Consider the following 17,575-nt stretch of genomic DNA (forward strand, 5'->3'; position numbering starts at 1 on the left):
AGTCCGACCGGCGTCCCGCCCGCTTCCGCCGCCCGTGTCCGCGACCAGGCGAGCGGGGCCCCCACCCGACCTAGGGAGTTCGTCATGGCCGTACTGCTCCACCGGCTGGGCCTCAGCGCCTACCGGCACCGCAAGCTGGTCCTGGGCATATGGCTCTTCGTCCTGGCCGCGCTCATCGCGTGCGTCAGCGTCTTCAGCGGCAAGCTCGACGATCGCTTCACGGTGCCTGGCACCGAGTCGCAGCGTGCGCTGGACAGCCTGAGCAAGACCCTTCCGGAAGCCTCGGGCGCCAATGCCCAGATCGTCTTCACCGCCCCCGAGGGCCACCGGATAACCGAAGCGCCCTACGCCGCGGCCATCTCCCGGACCGTAACGGCGGCCGAGAAGGCTCCTCAGGTCAGCACGGTCGCCGCTCCGCGCGCCACCGGCGCCGTCTCGGCCGACGGAACCACGGCGATCGTCCAGGTCCAGTACCCGGTGCAGAACGCGGAGGTCCGTACCTCATCCGTGAACGCGATCGAGGACGCGGCCCAGGCGGCGGAGGCAGACGGGCTGAAGACCTCGGTCGGCGGTTCCGTCTACAGCAGCAAGGGAGTTCATGTCGGTCCGGCGGAGATCATCGGCGTGGCCGTGGCCCTGCTCGTCCTCGTCGTGACGTTCGGTTCACTGCTCGCCGCCGGCATGGCGCTGGTGCCCGCGCTGATCGGTGTGGCGGTCGGTCTGACCGGGCTGCTGGCCCTGGCCCCCGCGGTGAGCATCTCGTCCACGGCCGTCACGCTCGCCCTGATGCTGGGCCTGGCCGTGGGCATCGACTACGTCCTGTTCATCCTCTCCCGCCACCGCCAGCAACTGGCCCGCGGAGCCGACCCGAAGGAATCCATCGCGCTGGCCACCGGCACGGCAGGAAGCGCCGTGGTCTTCGCCGGCACCACCGTGATCATCGCGCTCGCCGCCCTGAGCGTCATCGGCATCCCGTTCCTGACCACGATGGGGCTCGGGGCCGCCGGAGCCGTACTCATCGCCGTACTGGCCGCGATCACCCTCGTACCCGCCGTCGCCGGATTCGCGGGCTCCCGGCTCACCCCCAAGCCCGGCAGCCGCGCCGCGAAGCGGGCCGCCGACACCGAGGGGGACGCCGGTCGCCCCACCCTGGGTGCCCGCTGGACCAAGCTGGTCATCGCCAAGCCGCTGCTGACGGTGCTGGCCGTCGCGGGCATCCTGGTGACCCTCGCCCTGCCCGCCACGGACCTGCGCCTGGCCCTGCCCGACAACGGCTCCGCCCCGCACGCCTCGACCGAGCGCAAGGCCTACGACACGATCAGCGACAAGTTCGGCGACGGCTTCAACGGCCCGCTTCTCGTACTGGCCGAGACCAAGAACGGTACGAGTGCGGCGAGTTCACAGGCCGGCGCCCAGGTGGCCGAGAAGCTGCGGACCCTCAAGGACGTACAGGCCGTGCTGCCGCCCCAGCCCACCAGCGACCCGGCACAGAGCGTCATCACCGTCTTCCCCAAGTCCGGCCCGGACAGCGTCCGCACCGACCAGCTCGTACGCGACATCCGCGCGACGGACGCCGACATCCGTGAGACCACCGGCGCCACCATCGCGGTCACCGGCACCACCGCCGTCAACATCGACATCTCCACCCGGCTCAGCGACTCCCTCCTCCCCTTCGTCGCCATCGTCGTCGGCCTCAGCCTGCTCCTGCTGATGATCGTCTTCCGGTCGCTGGTCATCCCCGTCAAGGCCGCCGTCGGCTTCCTGCTCTCGGTGGGCGCCTCGCTCGGCCTGGTCGTCGCCGTCTTCCAGTGGGGCTGGCTGGCCGGCGTACTCGGTGTGCCCAGCAGCGGCCCCGTCGTCAGCTTCCTGCCGATCATCCTGATCGGCGTGCTGTTCGGACTGGCCATGGACTACGAGGTGTTCATGGTGTCCGGGATGCGCGAGGAATGGGCTCACACCGGCCGGGCCCGCCAATCGGTCGTCGACGGTGCGCGGCACAGCGCACGGGTCGTCACCGCGGCCGCACTGATCATGTTCACCGTCTTCGCCGGGTTCTTCCCGCTCGACGACGCCCTGATCAAACCCATCGCGTTCGCCCTGGCGGTCGGCGTGGCCATCGACGCCTTCGCCGTCCGCATGACGCTCGTACCAGCGGTACTAGCCCTCGCCGGACGGGGCGCCTGGTGGCTGCCGGCCTGGCTGGACAGGGTCCTGCCGGACCTCGACATCGAAGGCATCAGCCTGCAGAAGGCCACATCGGCGGACGACACGGAAGCCAAGGAAGCCGAGGGGGCCAAGGAACCCCAGCCCGTCTCCTGAGCACACCCGGGTACGTACGGATCCATCCGGTGGGCTCGCGGCGCCGGCCACATCGCGAGCCCACCTCGAGCGGCACCGCCACCGCCCGAATCCCCCCTCCCCTCCTCAACTCTCCCCTAGGCGACCCAAAGGACGAACGATGCACCGGGTACTCCTGACGGGCGGCCCAGCCCTCCTGCGCGAGGCCTACGCGCGCATCATCGAGGACTCCGCCTTCCTGACCGTCCAGGCACAGATCCCCGAGCTCGCCCATGCTCTGGCCCAACTGCCGTCCGCGAGGCCGGACATCCTCCTCATCGACGCCATGGCCCTGGCCCCCTCCCCGAACACCACCACCCTGCTGTCCCTGCGCCGAGCCGCAGCCCGGACCACGCTCGCCGTCATCGGTGACACACCCGCCGAGGACGTCGACCCACTCCTGCGCGCCGGCGTCACCGGCGTCCTCGACCGGCAGATGGAGGCCGCCCCCTTCGTGATGGCACTCGATCTGATCGGCCGGGGCGGGACAGTCGTCTCATCGCCGTCCACCGGCACGAGGGTCGCCGCCGCCCCTCCGAGCCAGATGCTGGACCAACTCTCCACCAGGGAACGGCAGATACTCACCCTCGTCGCGACCGAGCCCGACAACAGCACGCTGGCACACCTGCTCAGCATCAGCCCGCTCACGGTCAAGTCCCACGTGAACCGGATCCTGCGGAAGCTCGGCGCCTCCTCCCGCGCTCACCTGGTCTCGATCGCCTACGAGAGCGGACTCGTCAGCCCCGGACTGCCGGCCGGCCGCGCCTTCAGCCGCTGAATCACCAGATGACGTGCACCCCACGCCACTGCCAGCGAGCTTCTTCATTGGCCCAGGCGGGCCGCCTTGGTCGCGCGGTGCGCGAAGACGTCCTCGCGGCGGTCTTCCATCTGCCGCAGCGCGTCCCTGCGGTCGCGCTTGGACAGTCGGTCGAGATACGTGTGGCCGAAGAGGTGGTCGGTCTCGTGCTGCAGGCATCGTGCGAGCGGCGCCGAAGCGGGCTCCCGCTTCGGCGCCGAGGCGCGCAGCATCCCCGGCCGGGATCGCGCTGTTCCGCCGCCGCCTGCCGACTTCGGTCAGGCGGTGTGCTGGTAGGCCGAGTAGGTGAGGTAGCCCGCGTCGCCGCCCTGGTAGTACGTGGTCTCGTCGGCGGGTGCGATCGGCAGGCCGGTGCGCAGCCGTTCGGTCAGGTCGGGGTTGGCGATGAAGGCGCGGCCGAAGCTGATCAGATCCGCGCCCAGCCCGAGCCAGTGGTCGGCGGCGGTTCGGTCGGCCTGCTTGGGGCCCATCGGGAGTACCGGGTTGACGATCAGTGTGCCCGGCCACGCGCGGCGCAGCCCGACCAGCACCTCCTCCTCCGTGGTCGCCTCCAGGTGCACATAGGCGAGGTCGAAGCGGGCGAGTTCGGCGAGCAGGGCCGCGTACAGCTCCGGCACCTCGGTCTCCTCCACACCCCAGAAGGTGCCGCCGGGAGAGAGCCTGATCGCGGTGCGGGCCGCGCCCACGGCGTCCACTGTGGCGGCGACCGCCTCGACAGCGAAGCGGATGCGGTGGGCGATCGGGCCGCCGTAGGCGTCGGTGCGCAGGTTGGCGTTGGACGACAGGAACTGTGAGATCAGATAGCCGTTCGCGCCGTGCAGTTCGACACCGTCGAAGCCGGCGTCGACGGCGCGCCGGGCTGCATCGGCGTACGAACGCGCCTGCTCGGGCACCTCGGCGGTCTCCAGGGCGCGGGGTACCGGTGGGGCCTGCGGCCCGGTCGGGGTGAACACCTCCCCCGCGGCGGCGACCGCGGACGGCCCGACCGGCTGGAGTCCCGTGGTGTCGGGATGCGAGACCCGGCCGCCGTGCATGAGCTGGGCGAAGATCCGCCCGCCGTTGGCGTGCACGGCGTCGGTGACAGGCCGCCAGGAGGCCACCTGCTCATCGGTGTACAGACCCGGCGTGCCCGGGTTGGACTGCCCGACCAGGTTCGGCTGCACCCCCTCGCTGATGATCAGCCCGGCGGTGGCCCGCTGGGCGTAGTAGACCGCCATGGACGGGGTCGCGAGACCCATGGCCGCGGCCCGGATCCGGCTCATCGGGGCCATCACAACGCGGTTGGGCAGTTCCAGGTCACCGAGACGGTGGCGGTCGAACAACGTGGTCATGCCGGTACTCCTCGCACTGGTCTGTACTGGTCCGTACTGGTCGGAGGACCCGGAACGGCGGGCCCGGCAGGTAACGTAAAACCTGACATCCATGTGAGAGGCAAGTCATGTGGCCGGGGTCACAGACAGGAGAACGAGATGCGGATCGGCGAACTCGCCGCGCGCACCGGAGTCAGCATCCGCTCACTGCGCTACTACGAGGAACAAGGGCTGCTCACCAGCACCCGCAGCGCCGGCGGACAGCGGCACTACACCGACTACGAGGTCGAGCGGGTCGCCTTCATCCAGCGCATGTACGCAGGCGGACTGTCCAGCCGCACCATCCTCGAAACGCTGCCGTGTGTGGACTCGCCCAGCGACGAAAACTCCGACGCCGCGATCGAGCGCATGGCCCAGGAACGGGACCGGCTCTCCGCCCACATCGAGGAGCTGCAGCACACCCGCGACGCACTCGACGCGCTCATGGCCGCGGCGCAGGCCTATCGCGACGCCCGTCAGGCGAACGGGAGTGCCACGGCAGCTTCGGTCGTCTAGTACTCAAGTCCTGGCTCGCGAGCTCGACTTCGTGGGCACACGGATCAGCCACAAGGACCAGTCACAAGGACCAGGAAACGGCGCAGGCACGGCTCGTTCGGTCCTCATGGGTCTCGACAACCACATGATCACCAGCGGCCGTGCCCGCACTTCTGCCCGGCGAGGCTACCCAGCAGCCTCAGTGGCGTCCTCGACGGTGTCCAGATAGAACCGCACCGACGCCAGCTTCCCGTCGCGGACGCCATGGATGGCCGCACCACGCGCCAGGTACGGCACACCGGCCTGCGTATCCCCGCGAATCTCCCACTCGCTCCAGATCTGGTCACCGTCCTCGACGGACTGCAGGACCGTCCCCACGAGGTCCGGAACGTGCGCGAAGAGTCCGCCCCAGTTCCTCCGGACGGTCTCGCGACCGACGAAATTCCGCTCGGGATGGAGCGGGAGCTCCGAGACGAAGTCCTCGGTGAAGCAGTCGACGAATTCGTCCAAGTCGTGCTCGTTCATCGCCTTTTCCATGCGCTGCAGGATTTCCGTACCGCTCACCGAGCTCACCGTCTCCATCAATGGGGTATACGACTGCCGGTGGCCGGCTCGACTCCTGGCACGCGCCTTCGCGCCCTCGCACCGACCGGCTCACCTTGTCGATCAAGGATGGCAACGGGTCCCCGGGCCCAGCCTGGGCCAAACTGTCACACCATCGACGTCGGCCCGCGCCCCGCACCACCGACGAGCTCCCTGAGCCGGCCGGCGTCCTCAGAACCCGGCTGCGCAGTGAAGACCATGGCCCGCAGATCGCTGTCACGCACCGTCAACAGGTCACAGTCCAGGGCGATATCACCCACCTCGGGGTGACTGAGTACGGACTGGTCATCCTGGTGGGCAACGGCCCCCGCCCTGCCCCACAAGGTAGAGAACGACCGACTCGTACTCCGCAGCTCATCGATCAGGGCGGCCAGGGTGTCGTCCGCGGGGTAGCGCAGTGACGCGGTCCGAAGCTCCGCCGCCAGCATCGCCTCGAACCTGGCCGCCTGGTCGGCAGATCTGCGGACGCGACCGGAATCCGGATTGAAGGCCCGCCACGCGAGGTTCCGATCCCAGCTGTGTGACATCTGCTCCCCGCACGCCAGCGCCTCCCATGCGCTGTTCCAGGCGACCACCGTCCACGTCGCGTCGCAGACGCACACCGGAGTGCCCTCAAGACGCTCGAGCAGCCGTCGCGCGCCCGGCCCTATGTCACGAGGGACGGGTCCGTCAGCGGGGGCGTGCCCCGCCAGCGCACAGAAATGCTCGTACTCGGCCCGGTCCACGCGTAACGCCCGGGCAAGGGAGTTCACGACACCGGCCGACGGGTGGCTCCAGCCCTGCTCGAGCCGCCTGATGTAGTCCGCCGAGACGCCGGCCAGGTCGGCAAGCTCCTCTCTGCGCAGTCCGCGAGTACGACGTCGGCCCCCTGCGGTGAGGGCAACCGCGGCAGGGTCGGTACTTTCACGCCGCGCCCGAAGTGCGGCACCGAAGAGATTGTGTTGCCTCATAGACCGAGTGTGGCTCACGAACACCGCACCCCGGTACGGGCGTTGGGCGCGTCCGGCTCGAAGCCCCGGCCTCGCAGCGCCCAGCGCGGGCCTACCGCTGGATTACTCCGAACCGGCCGGCGTCGTCTGCGTCAGCACGCAGACCCAGCGCCCGCGGCGGCGGACGTACACGTCGGTCGTCCACTCATCGGCGTCGTACCGCTCGCCGCCGTAGTGCGCCGTGTTCGTCACGCGCGCCGACCAGACCGCCGTGTCGCCGTAGACCCGCAGCCTTGCTGGGCCTACCCGCTCCATCGCCGAATGCGAGAGCGTGCCGGAGCGCACCAGCGACAGCAGCTTGTCGCGGCCGTCGATGCCGGTCGGTGCGACCATGCACCACTCCTCCGCCATGAACTCCGCCATCGCGTCGGCATCGTCGGCGACGATCGCCGCGGCCCAGGCGTCGGCCACGCGCTCGATCTCCCGCAGGTCCGCCTCGGTCCCGTATTCCTCGGTCATCGGGCACCTCCTCGTCCCAGCTGTGAGTCACCATTGTGCGGGGCCGGTGCCGACGAGTCCCGGCCGCTCCAGAGGACGGAGTCAGGGGCCGGCGTGTCGCTCCAACAGGGACCGGACGCTGAAGGGCTGCACCTCGAGCAGGACGATGGTGGTGTTGGACCGGACAACCCCCGGCGCTTCCAGCAGCAGGTTCGTGATGCGGTGCAGGTCTTCGGTGTCGCGGGCGACCACGCGGGCGAGCAGGTCGCCGTCGCCGGTGGTGAAGAGCAACTCGACCACCTCGGGAATGCGCAGGATCGCCTCGCGGGTGGACTGCCCTACGCGCTGGCTGATCGACATCGTGACGAGGGCCAGCAGCGGATAGCCGAGAGCCTCGGGTGCCACGCGCCGGCTGTGCTCCCTGAGTTGACCGCCTTCTTCCAGTCGCTTCAGACGCGCCTGCACGGTATTGCGGGCCAGACCGAGCCGGTCGGCCAGGGCAACCGTCGTGGCCCGGGGGTCCGCGTCGAGCGCCAGGAGGATCCGGGCGTCGAGGGCGTCGACGTTTCGCATGGTGCTCAGTATGGCACAGCACGGGCGTGCCGCATTGAGCATTCTGCTCATAATTCCTGCCGCATATTGCGCATTCCGATGTACCTTTCTAGGTTCTCGCCATGCAAAAAGCGCAATGCGACAACACGTCAACGACCAGACCCTCCCGCGCGGACCAACGGGTATGGGGTGATGAGGACGAGATCGTGGCGGCCGCCCTCGACTACGCACGGCGGCGCATCACGCGGGCTCCGGATCCGGTGACCGGCGCCCGCCCCGCCGCCGACCTCGCCCTCGCGGCCGGTGCGGCCATCACCCCCTGGGGAATCGGCGGCGCCGCGGCCCTCAAACTCTTCGACCGAGTCCTGGCACCTGCCACCCGCGCCCAGAACGGACCGACGAACCTCGCGTACATCCCCGCGGCCCCCACCCGTGCGGCACTCGCCTTCGACGCGGTCACCGGCGCGGCGAACATCTTCGCGGGCACCTGGGAGGCGGGAGCCGGCGCCATTCACGCCGAGAACGAGGCGCTGGCCTGGCTCACCCGGTTGCTCGGATGGCCCGGCACCGCAGCGGGATGCTTCGTCAGCGGCGGCAGCATGGGCAACCTCTCGGCTCTCATCACGGCCCGCGCCACTGCCGCCGCGTCCCGGCCCCGGCCGACGGACGGCTGGAAGATCGTGTGTGCCGACAGCGCCCACTCCTCGATCAGGTCCGCGGCCCAAGCGATGGACATCGAAGTCGTCACCGCGCCCGTGGACCAGCGGGGACACCTCACCGGAGCCGCCGTGAACGCGGTCCTGGACTCCACGGCCGGCGTGTTCGCCGTGGTGGCGACCGCCGGGACCACCAATGCCGGTCTCATCGACGACCTCGATGACATCGCCGAGGCGTGCGAACGCCACCAGGTGTGGCTGCACGTCGACGGTGCCTACGGTGGAGCGGGCCTGGCGGCACCCGGTGTGCGGCACCTCTACTCCGGCATCGAACGCGCCGACAGCTTCATCGTCGATCCCCACAAATGGCTCTTCGCCCCCTACGACTGCTGCGCCCTGCTCTACCGGGACCCCGCGGCGGCACGCGCCGCGCACAGTCAGTCGGCGCACTATCTCGACGCCATCGACCGCGACGTCCACAATCCGTCGGACCTGGCCCTCCACCTCAGCCGCCGCGCCCGCGGTCTGCCGCTCTGGTTCAGCCTGGCCGTCCACGGAACCGAGCGGTACGCGCGTGCCGTGGAACAGACACTGACCACCAGCCGACTGGTCGCCGACGCCATACGCGCCAGTGACCATCTACGCCTGACGATCGAGCCCGAGCTGTCCGTCGTCCTCTTCGAACGCCCTGGCTGGGGCCCGCAGGACTACGCGTCATGGTCCGCCCGTGCCGCCGAAACGGGCGCCATGCTGTGCGTGCCGACCCAGTGGCACGGCGCAACGGTGCTCCGCATGGCCTTCGTCAACCCGGACACCCGTGCCGACGACATCATCGACACGCTCCGCACACTCCGCTAGTGAGTGCAGGTCGAGTGACCTGCGACGTGGTGCGGCGTCAGCGGGAGTGGCCGAGTTGGGTGAGGGCCAGGTCGAGCATGTCGGCGAAGAAGTCGGCCGCGGTGGTGTCGACGCACAGCGGTGGCTTGATCTTGAGGATGTTGAGGTGGTCCCCGGTGGGCTGGACAATCACGCCGAGGTCGAGCATGCGGTCGCAGAGTTCGGCGGTGTCTTCTGTGGCGGGTTCCAGGCCGGCGCGGTCCCGGACGAGTTCGACGCCGAGGTAGAGGCCCGAGCCGTGGACGGCGCCGATGATGCCGTATCGGTCGGCCAGTGCCTCAAGCCGGCTTTTCAGATGGCCGCCGACGCGCGCCGCGTTGCCCTGGAGGTCTTCGTCGCGCAGGGCGTCCAGGACGGTGAGGCCCACGATGCTGGAGACGGGGCTGCCGCCGGTGGAGGAGAAGAAGTAGCCCTGGTCGCGGTACCGGTCCGCGACCTCCTTGGACGTGATGACGGCGCCGAGGGGGTGTCCGTTGCCCATGGCCTTGGCGACACAGACGATGTCGGGGACGACCTGCTGCTGCTCGAAGCCCCAGAACCAGTGTCCCAGGCGGCCGTATCCGACCTGGACCTCGTCGGCGACGGCCAGGCCGCCGTGACGCCGTATCGCCGCGTACACCTGGGCGAGATAGCCGTCGGGAAGGGCGACTCCTCCGGCGTTGCCGTAGAAGGTCTCGCCGATGAATGCTCCCGCCGGGCGGCCGGCAGCGGCCAGTTCGTCGATCACCGCGACGGCCTCGGGTGCGTAGCGCACGGCGTCCGGCCCGCGGTGGCGGCCGCGGTAGGAGTTGGGCGAGTCCACGGCGTGCACCCAACTCGGGCGGGTGGCCAGGGCGTTCGGGTTGTCCTGGAGCGAGGTGGAGACCGCGTCGGAGGCGTACGTCCAGCCGTGGTACGCCTCGCGCAGCGCGACGACGTCCTGCCGGCCGGAGGCCCCGATGGCCAGGCGAAGGCCCAGATCCACCGCTTCCGAACCGGAGTTGACGAGGAACACCGTGTCCAGAGGGTCGGGGAGGAGGGCGGCGAGGCGCTCGGTGAACTCCACCACGGAGGCGTAGTGGAAGCGCGAGTTGGTGTTGAGCCGCCGCAACTGCCGGGAGACCGCCTGCTCGACGCGGGGGTGGGCGTGGCCGAGTGGGGTGACGTTGTTGACGATGTCGAGGTACGACCGGCCGTCGGTGGACAGCAGATGGTGGCGCCAACCACGTTCGATACGCGGCGGGTTGGCGTAGTAGTGCTCCTGCACGGTGGCGAACGCGGCGTCACGCCGGTCGAGGAGGTCCTTCTCGCGCGTACGGTCGGATGCGGCCGGAAGGCCGAGGAGCGGGGCGGGGTCGGCGGTGAGCGCGAGCCAGCCGGCGGCGTACTCGGGACGGACCAGCCGCGGGACAGCGGGGCCGTCGGCGTCGCGCAGTGCGACGTGGACCGAGGCACCCGAGCTGAGGTGGGTGATGTCCTCGCCCGCCTGCACTGTCGCACCGGTGGTGAACAGGGGCTGGACCGCGCGGGGGAAGGACAGCGTCAACACCTGTGCGCCGTAGGTGAGTTCCACGTGGCCCGGCGCCGCGGCGAGGACCTTCCCGTCGGCGGGCGCCTGCACCATGGCATCCCGGCCGAGCCAGAGGTCGATTCCGGTGGGCACCGTGGCGGTGGACACCGCCGACAGCGCCGGTGTCCGAGTGAGTCGCGCATGGGCGTACCGGGTGGCGACGGCGGCCGCTCCGTCCGCGAGCGCGGAGGCCACCAGCCGGGCCTCGGTGCCGGCGTCCAGCCAGGCTCCGTGGTCCATGGAATCGGCGTCGGTGGACAGGTCGAGGAGGGTGATGTCGTCGGCGACGAGGTCCCGCAGGAGAGGGCGCACCGGCGCATCGGCCTGCGCGGCCTGCGCGGTCCGGGCGGTCCGGGCGGTCCGGTCGGTCCGGTCGGTCCGGGCAGGCATGTCGGCCATGCCGGTCGCGTCCCTGATAAGGCGGATCATCACCGGCAGGGGCAGCCGGATGGCCTGTTCGAAGATGCGCCATTCGCGGTCGAGCGCGGCCCTGGCGTAGACGTTGTCCTCGTCGACGGCGGCCTGCTGCCGCCCGCTGGCCACCAGGACGGCGGCACGCAGGACCACGAGCGGCCACACCGCCTCGGCTTCCTCCGGGGAGAGCGGCCGAACGGCGTGAAAGGCGCGGACGGCCGGCAGCACGTGGTGCGGCTCGATACCGTCGTGGTGGAGCATCGAGGACAGTGACACGGCGAGTTCGCCGACCGCCCAGCTCGTGGTCACGTCACCGAAGTCGATGACCCCGTCCGGCATGGGCGGACGGCTGTCGGGACGGCGGATCAGATTGTCGTCGGTGAGGTCCAAGTGCACGGCCTGCGACGGCAGCGCGGCGGCGAGCTTCTGGACATACGCCCAGGCCTCGGCGGTCGCGGCCCGGACGGCGGTGCGCCGGTCGGGTTCGTCGATGTGCCCGGCGAGCTTGGCGACGACGCGATCGGCGTGCTGCGGGTCCCACTGGAGCACGCGGTCGAGGCCCGGGTGCCGGAAGTCGCGCAGGGCGGTACTGACCTTTCCGACGAGCGTGCCCATGCCCGCCACGCTGCCGGCGGACAGATGCCGTGGTCCCGAGAGCGTGCCACCGGGCAGGTAGCGCAGCAGGCGCGCGACGGCCGGAGCGTCCTCGGTGTCCACCGTCGTACGCCGCGGGGAGCCGTCAGGGCGGCGCAGGACCGTGGCGATACGCAGTTCCGAGCGGGCCGTGGCGATCAGGTCGGCCGCCGCGTCCTGGGCGTCGGTCTCCACCGTGCCGAAGGCGGGGTTGGCGATCTTCAGAATCGCCGCGGGCGTCCCGTCGTCGGCGTGCAGCAGGAAGTTGGCGTCCTGCTGGCTGCCCAGCGCCTGCGCGCGAGCGGTGATGCCGAGGTGTTCGGCAGCGATGAGCTCAGCCTCGCCCGGCGCCATGCGGGGTGCGGGAAGGGCGTCCTCGGTGAAGAAGTCGATCGTGCGGTGCTCGTCGGGCAGCATGCGGGTTCCTCGGCTGGTGCGGGCAACAGGGAGCTGGTGCGGGCGAACAGGGCGCGGACGCTCGGATCCCTCAGTCGACGTGCCACAAGAAGCGGTGGGTGTGAATCGCGAAGTAGGGGAAGCTCTCCACGGATGCGACACCCTCGACGGGCCGCACGACATCGTTGATGAAGTCCAGAAGATCCCGGGGCTGAGGGCACACCACCTCCGCGAACAGGTCGAAGCCGCCGGCCGTCAGGACCGTGTACACGACCTCGTCGTGCCGGGACAGTTCATCGGCGACCGCCCGGGAATCGCCGTCGATGCGCAAGCCCAGGAGTGCCATCGTCTGCCGGCCCATCGTCATCGGGTCGGTCACTCCGACGACCTGGACGGCCTTGGTGTCGATCAGCCGCTGCAGCCGGAGCCGCGCGGCCGAGGGTGACAACCCCACCTTCGGCCCCAGATCGGCGTAAGGGATCCGGCCGTCGACCTGCAGCTCTCGCAGGATGGCCCGGTCGATGTCGTCCATGCAGCACCTCTCTCCTGCGTGAACGGCAGGCATTGCGCTTGTTTCAAGCACGATGCCGGACCTGTGCGCTCGATTCAAGTGTGAGTACGACGGAATCGAGCGAATCAGATGTACGCGCTCCCGTGCGCGCTCGAGAGTCCTGACGTTGTGTGAAGTGCTGCGTCCTAACCGGGCGTGGACTCAGGAGCCCGCGAGGAGGCTGTCGTCCAGGAACTCCCGTACGTGGCGCAGGACTTGCGCCCGGTCCGTGCCCCGCAGCCCGATCGCCACATGGACGGAGAACCCGTCGAGCAGCGCCCGCAGCCGGGCGGCGAAACGGTCCGGGTCGACCGGCCGGAACTCGCCCCTCGACACCCCCTCCGCCAGCAGCGCCACCAGGTCGCGGTGCCAGGCGCCCTCGATCGCGGCCTGGCGGTCGCGGGCCGCGTCGTCGGCGTTCTGCGAGCGGTTCCAGACCTCCAGCCACAGCGTCCAGTGCGGGTCCCGGTGGCCGTCGGGCACGTACAGGTCGACGTACGCGTCAAGCCGCTCACGGGCGGATGTGGTGCGGGTCAGCAGCCGGCCGCGCTCGGCGCCGAGCCGGCCCTCGCTCCACTCCAGGGTCTGCAGCAGCAGCTCGTCCTTGGAGTGAAAGTAGTAGAGGAGATGCCCGCTGCTCATCCCGACCTCACGGCCGAGCGCCGCCATGGTGAGCTTCTCCAGACCGCGCTCGGCGATCATGTCCATGGCTGCGGCGAGTACGTCCTCGCGGGGCGGGGCGGGGGTGCGCCGGCGGGTGGTCACTCGGCGGCCTCAACCCGTACGACGTCGGGCAGGAAGTGGATCTCGTACGGGACATAGCAGTCGCTGAACAGGGTCGCGACCACCGCGCCGCAGCTGCCGCACACCTGGTTGGGCCCCTCTTGGCCGGGTCTCCCGCAGCAGCCGGCCTCCGACGACTCGGGGTTGCGGGAGAGCCGCCCGGCGGTGTCCTCCGGGTGTGTCACCAGGGTGTCGCGCGGCCCGGCGGACATCAGGAACCCGTCGCCGTCGGGGTCCGACATGGACAGCCCTGGGATCGCCGCTCCCGCCCACTCAGGATCCGGATGCGGCACGAAAGGCGCCCCGGACGGCTCCGGATCCACCGCGTACGTGCCGCGCGGCACCGTCGGCGGGGCGTGCCGGGAGCCGTCCGGGCCCGGCAGCCCGTCAAAATAGGGGCGCTCCGGCAGCTCGGGCAGCCGGCGCAGCGGCTCGGTGAGGGAATGGCCGCAGGCCGTGCAGAGCAGCAGTACGTTCACCCGTACGTTCTACCTGACCACGACCTTCGGCTGCTGCTGAGTAATGCAGTGGATGCCGCCACCGCCCGCGAAGATCGGCCGCGCGTCCACCAGTGTCACCGTCCGCTGCGGGAACAGCCGGCGGAAGACGCCGGCCGCGGTCTCGTCCCGGGGGTCGTCGAAGCCGCATAGGACGACGCCGCCGTTGCAGAGATAGTGGTTGATGTAGGAGTAGTCGGCCCAGTGGCCGTCGGCCTCCAGGACGGTCGGGGCGGGTACCTCGACGACCTCCAGGCGGCGGCCGTGCGCGTCGGTCTGCGCCTTCAGCAGGCCGACGACCTCCTGCGTCACCTCGTGGTCGGGGTGGGCCGGGTCCGGCTGCACATGGGCCACGACCACACCGGGCCGGGCGAACGCGGCGACGATGTCCACATGGCCGAGGGTGCCGAAGCCGTCGTAGTCGCCGGTGAGGCCGCGCGGCAGCCAGATCGCCTTGCGGGTGCCGAGGTGGGCGTGGATCTCGGCCTCCACCTGCTCGCGGGTCCAGTGCAGGTTGCGTTCCGGCCCGAGCTGGACCGTCTCCGTCAGCAGGACCGTGCCCTCGCCGTCGACGTGGATGGCACCGCCTTCGTTGACGAGTTCCGAGGTGTACGTCTTCGCCGACCCCGCAAGGTCGGAGACGTACTCGGCGATCTTCGCGTCGTGCTCCCAGCGCGCCCACTCCTGGGCACCCCAGCCGTTGAACGTCCAGTCGACGGCGGCGAGTTCACCGGCGTCGTCGGTGAGGAACGTGGGCCCGATGTCGCGCATCCAGGCGTCGTCGAGGTCCCGCTCGACCGTGTCGATGCCGTGCCCGAGCAGAGCGCGCGCCTCGGCCGACTGTCCGGGGCCGCACACCACCGTCACCGGCTCGAAGCGGCGCACCGCGCGGGCGACCGAGGCCCAGGCGACGCGCGCGGCGGCGAGGCCCTCGGGGTCGTCGAAGGTCGGGTTCGGGCCCGGCCACGCCATCCAGGTGCGCTCGTGCGGGGCCCACTCGGCGGGCATGCGGAAGCCGTCGGCGGCAGCAGACATGAAGCGTCCTTACGTCCTTAGAGGAAGTACAGGCGGTTGAGGGACACGGACTCGGCCGGTTCGGAGCGCAGCGGCTCCCCGTCGAGCGTGACCAGCCCCGTGCGCTGGTCCACATCGACCGCTCCGGTACGGGAGTTGAGGCGCAGGTCGGCCGGCCCGATGCCGCGCGTGCCCCGTACGGCGACCCTGCGGCGCCGGGACGGCATCAAGTCGTCGCCCTGGTCGACGGCCGCCTGGGCGACGAAGGCGACCGAGATGTCGGCGGGCGTGGCGCCGTGGGCCCCGAACTGCGGGCCGAGGACGAGGGGTTCGCAGGTTTCGGTGGCGGCGTTCGGGTCGCCGACCACGCCGTACGCCGGGAAGCCGGCCTTGAGCACCAGCTGCGGCTTGGCGCCGAAGTACTCCGGCCGCCACAGCACGAGGTCGGCGAGCTTGCCGGCCTCGATCGACCCCACCTCGTGGGCGAGGCCGTGCGCGATGGCCGGGTTGATCGTCAGCTTGGCCATGTAGCGCAGGACGCGCTCGTTGTCGTGGTCGTCGGGTGCGCCGAGCTCGGCCTTCATCTTCCCGGCCATCGCGAACGTACGACGGACGGTCTCGCCGGCCCGCCCCATCCCCTGCGCGTCCGACGACGTGATGCCGATCGCGCCCACGTCGTGCAGCACGTCCTCGGCGCCCATGGTCCCGGCGCGGATGCGGTCGCGGGCCATGGCGGCGTCGCCGGGCAGGTCGGTCTTGAGGCCGTGGGCGGAGACGATCATGTCGTAGTGCTCGGCGACGGCGTCCCGGCCGAAGGGGAGGGTGGGGTTGGTGGAGGAGCCGATGACGTTCGGGACGCCGGCCATCTTCAGCACGTTCGGGACGTGTCCGCCGCCGCAGCCCTCGATGTGGAAGGCGTGGATGGTGCGCCCGTCCAGGACCCTCAGTGTGTCCTCGACCGACAGACACTCGTTCAACCCATCGCTGTGCAGGGCGACTTGAACGTCATGCTCCTCGGCGACACGCAAGGCGGTGTCCAGGGCGCGCGTGTGGGCGCCCATGTCCTCGTGCACCTTGAAGCCACTGGCCCCGCCCTCGGCCAGCGCCTCGATCAGGGGCGCCTCGTGCGAGGACGAACCGCGCCCGAGGAAGCCGATGTTGACCGGCCAGGCGTCGAAGGCGCTGAACGCGTGCCGCAGCGCCCACGGCGAGTTGACCCCGACGCCCCACACGGGCCCGAACTCCTGCCCGATGATCGTGGTGACGCCGGAGGCGAGCGAGGCTTCCATGATCCGCGGCGACAGCAGGTGGACGTGGGTGTCGACGGCTCCGGCGGTCGCGATGAGCCCCTCGCCGGACACGATGGAGGTCCCGGTGCCCACGACGACGTCGACCCCGTCAAGGGTGTCGGGGTTCCCGGCCCGCCCGACCGAGCAGATCCGGCCTTCCCTGATGCCGATGGAGACCTTACGGATCCCCAGCGCCGCGTCGATCACGACGACGTTGCTGATGACGAGGTCACAGGTCTCCCGGACGGCGGCCGCCTTGAGGTGCAGTCCGTCCCGGGCTGTCTTGCCGAACCCGGCGAGGAACTCGTCGCCGTAGCGCTGGGAGTCGGACTCGACGCGGATCGTCAGGCCGGAGTCGCCCAGCCGGATCCGGTCGCCCGCGCGCGGGCCGTGGGTGGCGGCGTACTCGTACGGGCTGAGGCGGCGGGCCGCTGCGGGGTGGCCTCCTGGGCGGCTCATCGCTCGACCTCCTGATCAGGTGTTTCCGGTACGCCGAGGTAGCCGCAGGCGGCGGCGCGGCGCAGTGCCTCCTCGCGGGCGCCGGGCGCGTCCAATGCCCCGTCGACCAGGCCGGCGAACCCGATGGCGATCCGGTCGCCCCCGATGGGCACCAGTCCGACCTCAAGGCTCTCCCCCGGCCCGAACCGCAGGGACGACCCGGCGGGTACGGCGAGCCGCATCCCGTAGGCCCTCTCCCGTGCGAAGTCGAGCCGCGGGTTGGCCTCGAAGAAGTGGAAGTGGGAGGTGACGGAGACCGGCACGGTGGCGGTGTTGCTGACCGTCAGCCGTACGACTGCCTGGGGCTCGGCATGCTCGGGTCCCGGCAGCAGCGCGCCCGGAGCCCGCTCACCGAGACTCCCGCCGATCGGGTCGCTCACGACCGCGAGCCGCGAACCGTCGTCGAAGACCGCCTCGACTTGCACCTCGGTGACGACGTCCGCGACACCCGGCAGCACGTCGTCCGGGCCGAGCACGGATCTGGCGCGCTCGACGGCCTCCGCGAGCCGGGCACCGTCGCGGGCGGCCTCGCAGACGGTGTCCGCGATCAGCGCGGTCGCCTCCGGCACGTTGAGCCGCAGTCCGCGGGCGCGGCGGGCGCGGGCCAGCTCGGCGGCTCCGAAGAGCAGCAGCCGGTCACGCTCCGTGGGAGTCAGCCTCATGCCGCGGGCACCTCTTCGCTTCCCTCGAATTAGAGCATCACTCTAAAGAGAGAACGCCTTAGGCGAAAGGGGTGGACTGGGACTGAAACGATCCACACATAGAACGTCACTCTAATCTTCGGTACACCTCAGGCGGCCGGTCAAGGGAAACCCGCAT

Annotated in this window: 16 protein-coding genes and 1 pseudogene; 4 read left to right on the top strand and 13 right to left on the bottom strand. The window is 70.5% G+C overall.

Annotation, left to right across the window (positions count from 1 at the left end; genetic code table 11):
• Positions 1 to 84: 84 nt before the first annotated feature.
• Both G6048_RS12805 and G6048_RS12810 read left to right on the top strand, forming a co-directional pair.
• A complete protein-coding gene (locus tag G6048_RS12805) occupies positions 85 to 2,319 on the top strand; it encodes an MMPL family transporter (protein WP_165339630.1) in 2,235 nt (744 codons plus the stop codon).
• Positions 2,320 to 2,458: 139 nt separating this feature from the next.
• Positions 2,459 to 3,115: a response regulator transcription factor gene (locus G6048_RS12810; protein WP_165339631.1), complete on the top strand. Its 657-nt coding sequence runs from the start codon at positions 2,459 to 2,461 to the stop codon at positions 3,113 to 3,115.
• Positions 3,116 to 3,159: 44 nt separating this feature from the next.
• Here G6048_RS12810 and G6048_RS12815 read toward each other — a convergent pair.
• Together G6048_RS12815 and G6048_RS12820 are read right to left on the bottom strand one after the other, a co-directional pair.
• A pseudogene (locus tag G6048_RS12815) lies at positions 3,160 to 3,321 on the bottom strand (peptide deformylase); the annotation flags it as partial.
• Positions 3,322 to 3,411: 90 nt separating this feature from the next.
• Complete coding sequence (locus tag G6048_RS12820) at positions 3,412 to 4,485, bottom strand: alkene reductase (RefSeq protein ID WP_165339632.1); 1,074 nt, start codon at positions 4,483 to 4,485, stop codon at positions 3,412 to 3,414.
• 138 nt (positions 4,486 to 4,623) lie between these two features.
• Here G6048_RS12820 and G6048_RS12825 point away from each other — a divergent pair, with 138 nt between their 5' ends.
• Positions 4,624 to 5,019: a MerR family transcriptional regulator gene (locus tag G6048_RS12825; RefSeq protein ID WP_165339633.1), complete on the top strand. Its 396-nt coding sequence runs from the start codon at positions 4,624 to 4,626 to the stop codon at positions 5,017 to 5,019.
• A gap of 165 nt (positions 5,020 to 5,184) precedes the next feature.
• Here G6048_RS12825 and G6048_RS12830 read toward each other — a convergent pair whose 3' ends face one another.
• From G6048_RS12830 to G6048_RS12845, 4 genes are all read right to left on the bottom strand, one after another.
• On the bottom strand, positions 5,185 to 5,580 hold the full coding sequence (locus G6048_RS12830; protein WP_165339634.1) for a nuclear transport factor 2 family protein: 396 nt from the start codon (positions 5,578 to 5,580) through the stop codon (positions 5,185 to 5,187).
• A gap of 128 nt (positions 5,581 to 5,708) precedes the next feature.
• Positions 5,709 to 6,551, bottom strand: coding sequence for a helix-turn-helix domain-containing protein (locus tag G6048_RS12835; protein ID WP_165339635.1), 843 nt, complete (start codon positions 6,549 to 6,551; stop codon positions 5,709 to 5,711).
• 102 nt (positions 6,552 to 6,653) lie between these two features.
• Positions 6,654 to 7,049 (bottom strand): nuclear transport factor 2 family protein, encoded by a 396-nt coding sequence (locus G6048_RS12840; protein ID WP_165339636.1) that lies wholly within the window; start codon positions 7,047 to 7,049, stop codon positions 6,654 to 6,656.
• 81 nt (positions 7,050 to 7,130) lie between these two features.
• On the bottom strand, positions 7,131 to 7,601 hold the full coding sequence (locus G6048_RS12845; RefSeq protein ID WP_165339637.1) for an Lrp/AsnC family transcriptional regulator: 471 nt from the start codon (positions 7,599 to 7,601) through the stop codon (positions 7,131 to 7,133).
• A gap of 101 nt (positions 7,602 to 7,702) precedes the next feature.
• On the opposite strand from G6048_RS12845, the gene G6048_RS12850 reads away from it, so the two are divergent.
• Entirely contained in the window at positions 7,703 to 9,094 is a 1,392-nt protein-coding gene (locus tag G6048_RS12850) for a pyridoxal phosphate-dependent decarboxylase family protein (RefSeq protein ID WP_165339638.1), read from the top strand.
• 37 nt (positions 9,095 to 9,131) lie between these two features.
• Here the strand turns inward: G6048_RS12850 and G6048_RS12855 are convergent, their stop codons facing one another.
• The 7 genes from G6048_RS12855 to ureA all read right to left on the bottom strand — a co-directional run bounded on the left by G6048_RS12855 (position 9,132) and on the right by ureA (position 17,418).
• Positions 9,132 to 12,146: an aminotransferase gene (locus tag G6048_RS12855; protein WP_165339639.1), complete on the bottom strand. Its 3,015-nt coding sequence runs from the start codon at positions 12,144 to 12,146 to the stop codon at positions 9,132 to 9,134.
• A 70-nt stretch (positions 12,147 to 12,216) separates the two neighbouring features.
• A complete protein-coding gene (locus G6048_RS12860; RefSeq protein ID WP_165339640.1) occupies positions 12,217 to 12,657 on the bottom strand; it encodes an Lrp/AsnC family transcriptional regulator in 441 nt (146 codons plus the stop codon).
• A 180-nt stretch (positions 12,658 to 12,837) separates the two neighbouring features.
• Positions 12,838 to 13,383 carry a TetR/AcrR family transcriptional regulator gene (locus G6048_RS12865; RefSeq protein ID WP_165339663.1) on the bottom strand — a complete coding sequence of 182 codons (546 nt, stop codon included), beginning with the start codon at positions 13,381 to 13,383 and terminating at the stop codon, positions 12,838 to 12,840.
• A gap of 53 nt (positions 13,384 to 13,436) precedes the next feature.
• Positions 13,437 to 13,937: a hypothetical protein gene (locus G6048_RS12870; RefSeq protein WP_165339641.1), complete on the bottom strand. Its 501-nt coding sequence runs from the start codon at positions 13,935 to 13,937 to the stop codon at positions 13,437 to 13,439.
• A gap of 9 nt (positions 13,938 to 13,946) precedes the next feature.
• On the bottom strand, positions 13,947 to 14,990 hold the full coding sequence (locus G6048_RS12875) for an agmatine deiminase family protein (protein ID WP_165339642.1): 1,044 nt from the start codon (positions 14,988 to 14,990) through the stop codon (positions 13,947 to 13,949).
• Between the two features lie 17 nt (positions 14,991 to 15,007).
• Positions 15,008 to 16,717, bottom strand: coding sequence for an urease subunit alpha (locus G6048_RS12880; RefSeq protein WP_165339643.1), 1,710 nt, complete (start codon positions 16,715 to 16,717; stop codon positions 15,008 to 15,010).
• Complete coding sequence (gene ureA / locus G6048_RS12885; protein WP_165339644.1) at positions 16,714 to 17,418, bottom strand: urease subunit gamma; 705 nt, start codon at positions 17,416 to 17,418, stop codon at positions 16,714 to 16,716. Before ureA ends, G6048_RS12880 begins: the two co-directional genes overlap by 4 nt.
• Positions 17,419 to 17,575: the final 157 nt, after the last annotated feature.

Origin of the sequence: Streptomyces ureilyticus (assembly GCF_011045025.1) — a bacterium.
Classification (GTDB): Bacteria; Actinomycetota; Actinomycetes; order Streptomycetales; family Streptomycetaceae; genus Streptomyces; species Streptomyces ureilyticus.

Bases quoted from the DNA above. Each gene is read 5' to 3' on its own strand.
- G6048_RS12805 (WP_165339630.1), top strand. From the start codon at position 85: ATGGCCGTACTGCTCCACCGGCTGGGCCTCAGCGCCTACCGGCACCGC.
- G6048_RS12810 (WP_165339631.1), top strand. From the start codon at position 2,459: ATGCACCGGGTACTCCTGACGGGCGGCCCAGCCCTCCTGCGCGAGGCC.
- G6048_RS12820 (WP_165339632.1), bottom strand. From the start codon at position 4,485: ATGACCACGTTGTTCGACCGCCACCGTCTCGGTGACCTGGAACTGCCC.
- G6048_RS12825 (WP_165339633.1), top strand. From the start codon at position 4,624: ATGCGGATCGGCGAACTCGCCGCGCGCACCGGAGTCAGCATCCGCTCA.
- G6048_RS12830 (WP_165339634.1), bottom strand. From the start codon at position 5,580: ATGGAGACGGTGAGCTCGGTGAGCGGTACGGAAATCCTGCAGCGCATG.
- G6048_RS12835 (WP_165339635.1), bottom strand. From the start codon at position 6,551: ATGAGGCAACACAATCTCTTCGGTGCCGCACTTCGGGCGCGGCGTGAA.
- G6048_RS12840 (WP_165339636.1), bottom strand. From the start codon at position 7,049: ATGACCGAGGAATACGGGACCGAGGCGGACCTGCGGGAGATCGAGCGC.
- G6048_RS12845 (WP_165339637.1), bottom strand. From the start codon at position 7,601: ATGCGAAACGTCGACGCCCTCGACGCCCGGATCCTCCTGGCGCTCGAC.
- G6048_RS12850 (WP_165339638.1), top strand. From the start codon at position 7,703: ATGCAAAAAGCGCAATGCGACAACACGTCAACGACCAGACCCTCCCGC.
- G6048_RS12855 (WP_165339639.1), bottom strand. From the start codon at position 12,146: ATGCTGCCCGACGAGCACCGCACGATCGACTTCTTCACCGAGGACGCC.
- G6048_RS12860 (WP_165339640.1), bottom strand. From the start codon at position 12,657: ATGGACGACATCGACCGGGCCATCCTGCGAGAGCTGCAGGTCGACGGC.
- G6048_RS12865 (WP_165339663.1), bottom strand. From the start codon at position 13,383: ATGGACATGATCGCCGAGCGCGGTCTGGAGAAGCTCACCATGGCGGCG.
- G6048_RS12875 (WP_165339642.1), bottom strand. From the start codon at position 14,990: ATGTCTGCTGCCGCCGACGGCTTCCGCATGCCCGCCGAGTGGGCCCCG.
- G6048_RS12880 (WP_165339643.1), bottom strand. From the start codon at position 16,717: ATGAGCCGCCCAGGAGGCCACCCCGCAGCGGCCCGCCGCCTCAGCCCG.
- ureA (WP_165339644.1), bottom strand. From the start codon at position 17,418: ATGAGGCTGACTCCCACGGAGCGTGACCGGCTGCTGCTCTTCGGAGCC.